Genomic DNA, 8,201 nt, shown 5'->3' with positions numbered 1-8,201 from the left:
ATGTATTCTAGACCTTCTTGAAAATTCAATATGCTAATCAAAAAGAATAAGCAAGCAGCAAAAAGATTTGTTATACATTTCGTGATGTTTTTGATTCGTTTGGAAAACTTATCCTCTAAAAAAGTTACTTTTACATGACCATCCTGTTTATGAGTATAGCTTAACGATAAATAGACTAGCAGCACCATTAAATACTCTCCAGTTAATTCAATAGTGCCTTGAATAGGTCTATGAAGAAACGTTCTTAACATTACATCTACAAAAATCCATACCATCATAAGAAACAAAGTAAACGCTGAAATTCCAGAAGTGAATTTATCCATACTTTCAAAAAGCTTTTTCAACTTTTCCATTATTACCCACCACCTCTTTGCTTAGTTTGAAACTTATAGAGTATTGATGCTTTCAGTTATGACCTTTCCTTTCTCTCGTCGATTATTTTTAAATCATACATAGCCGTAATCAGTTCTAAAATAAACGAATTCACCTCCTTTATCAGTACTCAATAAAGCTTTACGATGAAAAAAAACATGCAAAATGAAAGACAGCAGAAAATAATACAGACGTTTTTTAACTGATTTTTTCTCANNATTTAATTGAAAAGTTTTAGATAGTCGGATAATTATATGCATGTTATAAATAGATCTATTTTTCTGGGGAACATCATTGTGTGGTCGTTTTAGGAACAATTTCATAAAGCTTCATTCATCTTCTTTTAAGCTGTGTTACATGGCTCTCTTATTTTTATCAACATAGCTATTAAAAAAATGGGTGCTTAAAGACATGCATATTGTACCTTGAGGTATGTACATATAAAAGTATTTCTACGTTATTAAGCGCTTACAATTTGGACTAATTGTTATAATTTCAAAACAGGATAAAGAAGCAATGCTTCCAACTAATTGATTAAGTGAATTCTTACCTCTTGCTATTTGAATAATGTACTTATTACTTTACTAATCTAAGTTACTTTTTTTACCATCTTTAAGAATACTTTAGCATGTGCTTTTTATATATGTCAATGTTTTTCCATATACAAAAAGATTTTACATATATAAAAACGAAATTATTCAAAAATATGACAAGAAATAAAAGGGATATATTATATTTTAGCGAATACAGTTACTGATTAAAATTCAATAAGCAAAGGAGGATTCCATGTTTGTAAAACATTATTTTTACCCAACAGTGAAGGAATTTATGAATCAAGATGTTTCAAAATTGTTCTTACCGAGCACATTACGCGACGCCGCAGTACTATTTCAGCATAACAAAATAAAACTTATTCCCGTCGTGAATTCACACAATCAATTGATTGGTATCATGACTCACTCTGCTCTTTTTAAAGCACTTTTACAAGATGTATCTATGAATGAAAGCATAGTCCCTTTTATAAAACATCAAGTTGTTACGGTAAAAGAAAATGATTTTTTATACGATGTTCGCCAATTATTGATTAATAATAAAATAGGCCATGCAGTCGTGATTAACAAAGATAATTGTGTAAGCGGTATTCTTGATACGACAAATATTATTAAAGCTTATCGTTCTAAGTCTGAATTATTAACTAGTAAACTTGAAATGACAAAAAAATTAAAGCGCACTTTACAAACTGTTTTAGATACTACTTATGACGGATATATTGTCATTGATCATAAAGGAAAAATTGAGAATATTAACGAGACAGCATGCGAATTTTTACGAAAGCCAAAGAATAAACTACTCGGTCAACCTTCATCTTATATGATTCCAGAATTAAAACTAGAAGATGTCCTTTCTATAGATTTTCAAGGGGAAAAACTAGAAGCAATGGTAATTGGACAACATCGATGCCTTGTTATAAAAAGTAAAATATATGAAAATGAACAACTCGTTGGAGCTATGGCTAAAATTATCTACCAAAACTTAAACAAATGGAAACACGCTGTTAGCAAACTAGATGATCTAGAAAAGGAAGTTTCCTATTATCACGAAGAACGATCACTCAGTAGTAGTACTCCTTTCAATTTAGAAAACATCCTAACAAAAAATAAACAAATGGAAAGTATGAAACGATTGGCCCGGCAATCAGCCTCTAGCTTTTCAAATGTGCTGTTATTAGGAGAGAGCGGGACAGGAAAAGAGCTATTTGCACGCGGTATTCATGTTACATCTAATCGTTCTGGACGATTTGTGAAGGTAAACTGCGCGGCCGTACCGAATGAGCTATGGGAATCTGAATTTTTTGGCTATACAGAGGGTGCATTTACAGGTGCAAAGCGCGGCGGGAAGCCTGGTAAATTCGAGATAGCCCATAATGGTACATTATTTTTAGATGAGATTGGCGATATGCCCCTATCTATGCAGGGAAAATTGCTTCGAGTTCTTCAGGAAAGAGAATTCGAACGTGTTGGAGGAAATGAAACAATTAAAGTGAATATCAGAATCATTGCTGCAACTAATAAAAATTTAGAGCAAATGGTGGCTAATCATGAATTTAGAGAGGATTTATATTATCGACTAAATGTTATCGTTATCAACATACCTCCCCTTCGAGAGCGAAAAGAAGACATCCCTTTACTTGCTACTTCCATTACAAAAAAATTTAGTCGTCTTATGGGTCATGGAGAAGTTACGATAAGTAAGGCTGCACTCCATCTACTTTCCTCGCATAACTGGCCAGGAAATGTAAGAGAGCTTGAAAATACTATTGAACGGGCAATCAATTGTGTAAATAGTGATACACTTGATGCAGAGCATTTCTCTGAATATATAAAAAGTAAAAAATGGAGTGAAAGTCAATCCTCACTAAATACACTCAAACCTACTATGCAGGTGCAACCACAAGAAAAATTAACCCCTGAGTTTTTCAGATTTAACATAAATAAGACAGAAAAAGAGACTATTGAAATGGCATTAAAACAAACAGGCGGAAATCGAACAGCCGCCGCTAAACTATTAGGCATTAGTCGGTCACAATTTTACAAAAAACTTAATAAATTTGAATCTGAAATGGGACTCTTACAATGAATGCGTGAGCTGACAATCCTGTTATCTTACAGATTGTTAGCTCACTTCGTACGAAATCGCCATTTCGCATAAAAAAAGAGCTACCTAAGCAGCCCTTCATGAACAAATTTACCGTGTAACTGGGGAAAGTAATACTTCCTTTTTCATCACATCATAGATTCCTATTGGTGTAATTCTTATATAAGGAAGATGCGTCGCCGAAAAGAATAATAGTGTGAAGGCTGGATCGCCAAATTGATAGCCACGCTCTTGAAGCAACTTCTTCAATTGCTTCTCTTCTTCTATTAAATCGGATAATTCCTTAGTAGACATATATCCCTTTAACTCTAGCGGGATTTCAAAAATGATTTTTCCGTGTTCAGCAATGACAATTCCGCCGCCTATTTCTTTCATCCGCTGAAAGGCGAGCAACATATCTTCTTTTCGCTTTCCAATTAAGATGATATCCCCTGTTCCAGAATACGTACTGGCAAATCCGCATAATTGATTTGCGAAACCCTTTACAAACGTATTGATTCTCCATTCTCCATTCCGATCAATCATCATGAAAAAGCATTCATCACGTTCAAAAGGAATGTTTTCATCAAACTCTTCTGATGTAACAGAAAATGGTTTGGTGATGACATCATTAACTAATTGTAAGCCAAGTGTTGTAGTAAATTGTAAATCTGATTTAGTTAAGTTCCAATTAAGCTGTAATGTGCCCAGCCCATTCTCAGCCCAATGGATGACAGCAGCATCTTTTATCTCGACTCCATCACGTTTAATCCATTGACCTTTGGCCAAAACAGAAACAGGTGTAGGGTTTGTCTTACTTTGAAGAAAATTAATATGAGCAATTCTGCCTGTTGCAATTTTTCCGTGTAAATGAGCTAAATTGTAATATCGAGCCACATTAATAGTAGCCATATTGTAAGCATCAATAATCGGAACATTCTGCTCAAGTGCTATTTTAATCATCTTATCAATACAGCCTTCATCATAAAAGGATGAGTGCGAGCCATCGGTTGTGAAAATAAAGTTATCATATTGATGAATACCTAATTCATGAATGTCCTTCAGCAGATTTTCTAAATCAGGGCGAATAGAAGAATTTCTCAAGGAAACGGTATATCCTTGCATCAAACGAGAAAGAACTTCCTGACCTGTCATAGCTTCATGATCACAATCCGCTCCTAGTAACATAAGTTTAGCTAACGTTTTTTCTGATGCACCTGGAAAGTGGCCTTCAATTTTCTTTCTCATTCGTTTTGCTTCTTGGACCCAATTTAGCATGTCTTCATGACCGGCTAACAGTCTAGGCCATGCTGTCAGTTCACCGCCTTGGACTACAGCATCGTGTTCAAGCCAAGCTGTTACTTGATCATGTGTAAAGATTGTTTCTTCATTTCTAAGTTCCGTTTGAGCATCAAAACGGCACCACCAATACATACTAGCTGGGATATTTTTCAGTTCTTCTAACAACGTAAACGCTTTCTTCTGCTCAAGATGTAAAAAGAATTGAAGATTATCATTAACCAATGTTGTCGTTCCACCATACGCTGAATATCGTGCATATGTTTGAGGATTATATAATTGAAATGGATGCGAATGAGGCTCAATATAACCGGGAACTAAAAAATAATCTGTGCAATCTACAATTTCACAGCCCTCTGTTACATCTGGAAGCTTATCTCCTACATAAATGATTCGATCACCGTAAATCCAAATGTTTGCCTCCACCCATCTTTTCAGTGGATGATTTAAATAAGTTGCATTTTTTAAAAGAATACTAGGAGCCCGTTTTCCATCTACTATTTCAATCTGTTTGCGTAATTGCTTATTTTTCCATCTATATCTCTGCTCTACCAAAAAAAGCCCCCCATTCGGTTCATTATCTATATTTTAACATAATTTTAAATAAAAGGGTTTTTTGGGAGCTCAAAAAAGAAACGAAGCGAGTTCGTCTCTTAAAGTCAACTTATTTTATTTTCATAACCAAGACGTTCGGATATTTGCTTCCCTACTTGAATCATTCGCTGGCTCAATTGCTCTAATCGTTCATCCGTCATTCTGATTGTCGGTCCTGAAATACTTATAGCAGCATTAATATTCCCTAAATGATCAAAAATAGGCACAGCGATACAAGTAATCCCCGATTCATTTTCTTCTAAATCAAGAGCAAATCCTACCTCTCTCACCTTGCTTAATTCTTGTAAAAACTCTTCTTGATTCGTAATCGTTTTATCCGTATGTACCGGCATGCCTTTTTGATCCAAAATATTTAAAACAACTTGTATTGGCAGATGAGCTAATATTGCTTTACCAACCGATGTACAATGCATCGGTGCTCGTTTTCCTACTTTGGAATGCATTCGTAATAACTGGTTACCTTCTAACTTCTCAATATATACAACTTCACCTTGATCATACACAACTAAGTGAATGACCTCCGTTGTTTCTTCTTCAAGCTCTTTTAAAAAAGGTCTAGCTTCTGTACGTAAATCAATAGACTCTAATAATTTAGAGCTTATTTCTAAAAATTTATAGCCTAATTTATAGCGATCCGTTTCTTGATTTTGTTCAACATACCCGTATTGAACAAGGGTAGATAAAATTCGATAAACGGAACTTTTATTAATGTCCATTTGATTAGCAATTTCAGTCACGCCTAGACCTTGCTGCTTTGTACCTAGTATAGCAATAATATCCAGGGCTCTGCTGACAGATTTGACCATATTGTCTCTATTCATATATTTTGTTCACCTCCACTGCTGTATTTTATTATGATAAAGGATTCCTCTAAAACTGTAAATCTACTGAAAATAGCTGAGTCAAAAGTTTGTATGTAACAAGCTTTCAACTCAGCCGTTCCTAGTGTATTAGGATTGTTTTACCGCAAATTTAGCTTTTGCTTCTAAACGACGACGATGTAAAATTGGCTCCGTATATCCATTTGGTTGATCATAGCCTAAGAAAATTAAATCACTTGCCGCCTGGAAAGCTACTGAATTTTCATAATCAGGGCTCATTGGACGGTATTCAGCATCTCCCGCATTTTGTTCGTCAACAAGCTTTGCCATACGTTGTAAAGTTTCCTCTACTTGTTCTTTTGTTACAATGCCATGGTGAAGCCAGTTTGCCACGTGTTGACTAGAAATTCGAAGTGTAGCACGATCTTCCATTAAACCAATATTGTTGATATCCGGCACTTTTGAACAACCTACACCTTGTTCTACCCAACGTACTACATAGCCAAGAATACCTTGTGCATTGTTATCTAATTCCGCTTGAATGTCTTCAGGACTCCATTGTGGATTTTCTGCTAATGGAAGCGTTAAAATATCATCTTTTAAATCACTTGTTTGATTCTTTAATTCATTTTGAACTTCTGTTACATCTACTTGATGATAATGAAGCGCATGTAATGTCGCTCCTGTTGGCGATGGAACCCAAGCCGTATTGGCCCCAGCTTTTAAATGACCAATTTTTTGTTTAATCATTTCAGCCATTAAATCTGGCATTGCCCACATTCCTTTCCCGATTTGGGCACGACCTTGTAAGCCAGCATTTAAACCGATGTTTACATTAGATTTCTCATAGCTTTGCAGCCATGTTGTTGCTTTCATATCATTTTTGCGAATCATGACGCCCGCTTCCATAGATGTGTGCATTTCATCACCTGTACGATCTAGGAATCCTGTATTAATGAAGGCAATACGATCTTTTACCGCATAAATACTGTTTTTCAAGTTCAATGATGTACGGCGCTCTTCATCCATAACCCCAATTTTTAATGTGTGGCGATCTAACCCAAGCATATCTTCAATTCGGTTAAATAACGTATTTGCAAATGCTGCTTCTCGAGAGCCATGCATTTTCGGCTTAACGATATAAATAGAGCCCTTCGCTGTGTTGCTATATTTTCCATTTCCTAAAAGCGTATGCTTCGCAATTAAACTTGTAATTACGCCATCCATAATCCCTTCATACACTTCATTTCCATCCGCATCTAAAATGGCTGAATTCGTCATTAAATGCCCTACATTACGAACAAATAGTAGAGAACGACCATTTAACGAAATTTCTCCTCCATTTACCGATGTGTACGTACGGTCAGGATTCATCGTTCTTGTCATCTCTTTATTTCCTTTAGCGAAAGTCGCTGACAAATCACCTTTCATTAATCCTAACCAATTGCGGTATACTAGCGTTTTATCTTCCGCATCAACAGCAGCAACGGAGTCTTCACAGTCCATAATTGTTGTTGTTGCAGCTTCTAGTAAAATATCTTTTACACCAGCTGCATCATCTTTACCAATTGGATGATTGCGGTCGATTTGGATTTCAAAATGCATTCTATTATTTTTTAGTAACACGGCTGACGGCTCTGCTTCATTTCCTTGGTAACCGATTAATTTTTCACTTTCAGCTAAAGTAGTTGTTTGACCATTGTTTAATGTAACAATTAGTTGTCCTGCTTCAATTTTGTATTGTGCTGCCTCTTTATGAGAGCCATTTTGTAACGGAACAGCTTGATCTAGGAAATTGCGTGCAAAGTCAATAACCTTTTGACCACGAACTGGGTTATAACGGGGTGTAACCTCGGCCCCATCCTCTTCACTAATAGCATCTGTTCCATAAAGTGCGTCATATAAGCTTCCCCAGCGAGCATTCGCTGCATTAATCGCATAGCGACCATTATTAACAGGTACAACTAATTGAGGTCCGCCTTGAATCGCGATCTCGTCGTCTACATTTTCTGAACCGATTTGAAAATCGGCTACTTCCTCTTCTAAATAACCAATGCTTTGTAAAAATGCTTTGTATTCTTCACTATTAAACTCTTTATGTTCTAAATGCCAAGTATTAATTTTATTTTGAAGCTCGTCGCGGATAGCTAATAGCTCTTTGTTTTCAGGTGTTAAATCTGTAATGATTTTTTCGAAACCTGCCCAAAATTGCTCCGTTGTTAAACCACTTTCTGGTAAAGCTTCTTGATTCACAAAATTATACAATTCATTTGCTACTTGTAAACTGCCAACCTTTACATATTGAGTCATGTTTCTTTCCTCCAAACTATTAATAAAAAATTCAGATAATTTAGCGTTTGTTATTACGAAACGCTGTTTTTTATTCATGTTGAAAATATAACATACTACTATGGGAATATTCAATAAATTTTCCAAAATATATTTTTTATTTCATAAAAT

5 protein-coding genes are annotated in these 8,201 nt (G+C 35.4%); 1 reads left to right on the top strand and 4 read right to left on the bottom strand.

Annotated elements, in window-relative coordinates; genetic code table 11:
* On the bottom strand, window positions 1-353 hold a 353-nt coding region (locus tag V7068_RS17685; protein ID WP_499713873.1), incomplete at its 3' end, for a TRAP transporter small permease.
* Between the two features lie 805 nt (window positions 354-1,158).
* Here V7068_RS17685 and V7068_RS17680 point away from each other — a divergent pair.
* Window positions 1,159-3,009: a sigma 54-interacting transcriptional regulator gene (locus tag V7068_RS17680; protein WP_499713872.1), complete on the top strand. Its 1,851-nt coding sequence runs from the start codon at window positions 1,159-1,161 to the stop codon at window positions 3,007-3,009.
* 108 nt (window positions 3,010-3,117) lie between these two features.
* On the opposite strand, the gene V7068_RS17675 is transcribed toward V7068_RS17680, so the two are convergent.
* The 3 genes from V7068_RS17675 to V7068_RS17665 all read right to left on the bottom strand — a co-directional run bounded on the left by V7068_RS17675 (window position 3,118) and on the right by V7068_RS17665 (window position 8,051).
* Window positions 3,118-4,860: an adenine deaminase C-terminal domain-containing protein gene (locus V7068_RS17675; protein ID WP_499713871.1), complete on the bottom strand. Its 1,743-nt coding sequence runs from the start codon at window positions 4,858-4,860 to the stop codon at window positions 3,118-3,120.
* Window positions 4,861-4,964: 104 nt separating this feature from the next.
* Window positions 4,965-5,741, bottom strand: coding sequence for an IclR family transcriptional regulator (locus V7068_RS17670; protein WP_499713870.1), 777 nt, complete (start codon window positions 5,739-5,741; stop codon window positions 4,965-4,967).
* A 129-nt stretch (window positions 5,742-5,870) separates the two neighbouring features.
* Entirely contained in the window at window positions 5,871-8,051 is a 2,181-nt protein-coding gene (locus tag V7068_RS17665; protein WP_499713869.1) for a malate synthase G, read from the bottom strand.
* Between the last annotated feature and the right edge of the window lie 150 nt (window positions 8,052-8,201).

This window comes from Bacillus sp. JJ634 (genome assembly GCF_036962285.1).
Lineage (GTDB): Bacteria > Bacillota > Bacilli > Bacillales > DSM-1321 > Peribacillus > Peribacillus asahii_A.
Note: the sequence above shows the minus strand (reverse complement) of the source record. Positions and strands in the feature narration are given on the sequence as shown.

Coding starts and splice junctions, on each gene's coding strand:
- V7068_RS17680 (WP_499713872.1), top strand. CDS start 1,159: ATGTTTGTAAAACATTATTTTTACCCAACAGTGAAGGAATTTATGAAT.
- V7068_RS17670 (WP_499713870.1), bottom strand. CDS start 5,741: ATGAATAGAGACAATATGGTCAAATCTGTCAGCAGAGCCCTGGATATT.
- V7068_RS17665 (WP_499713869.1), bottom strand. CDS start 8,051: ATGACTCAATATGTAAAGGTTGGCAGTTTACAAGTAGCAAATGAATTG.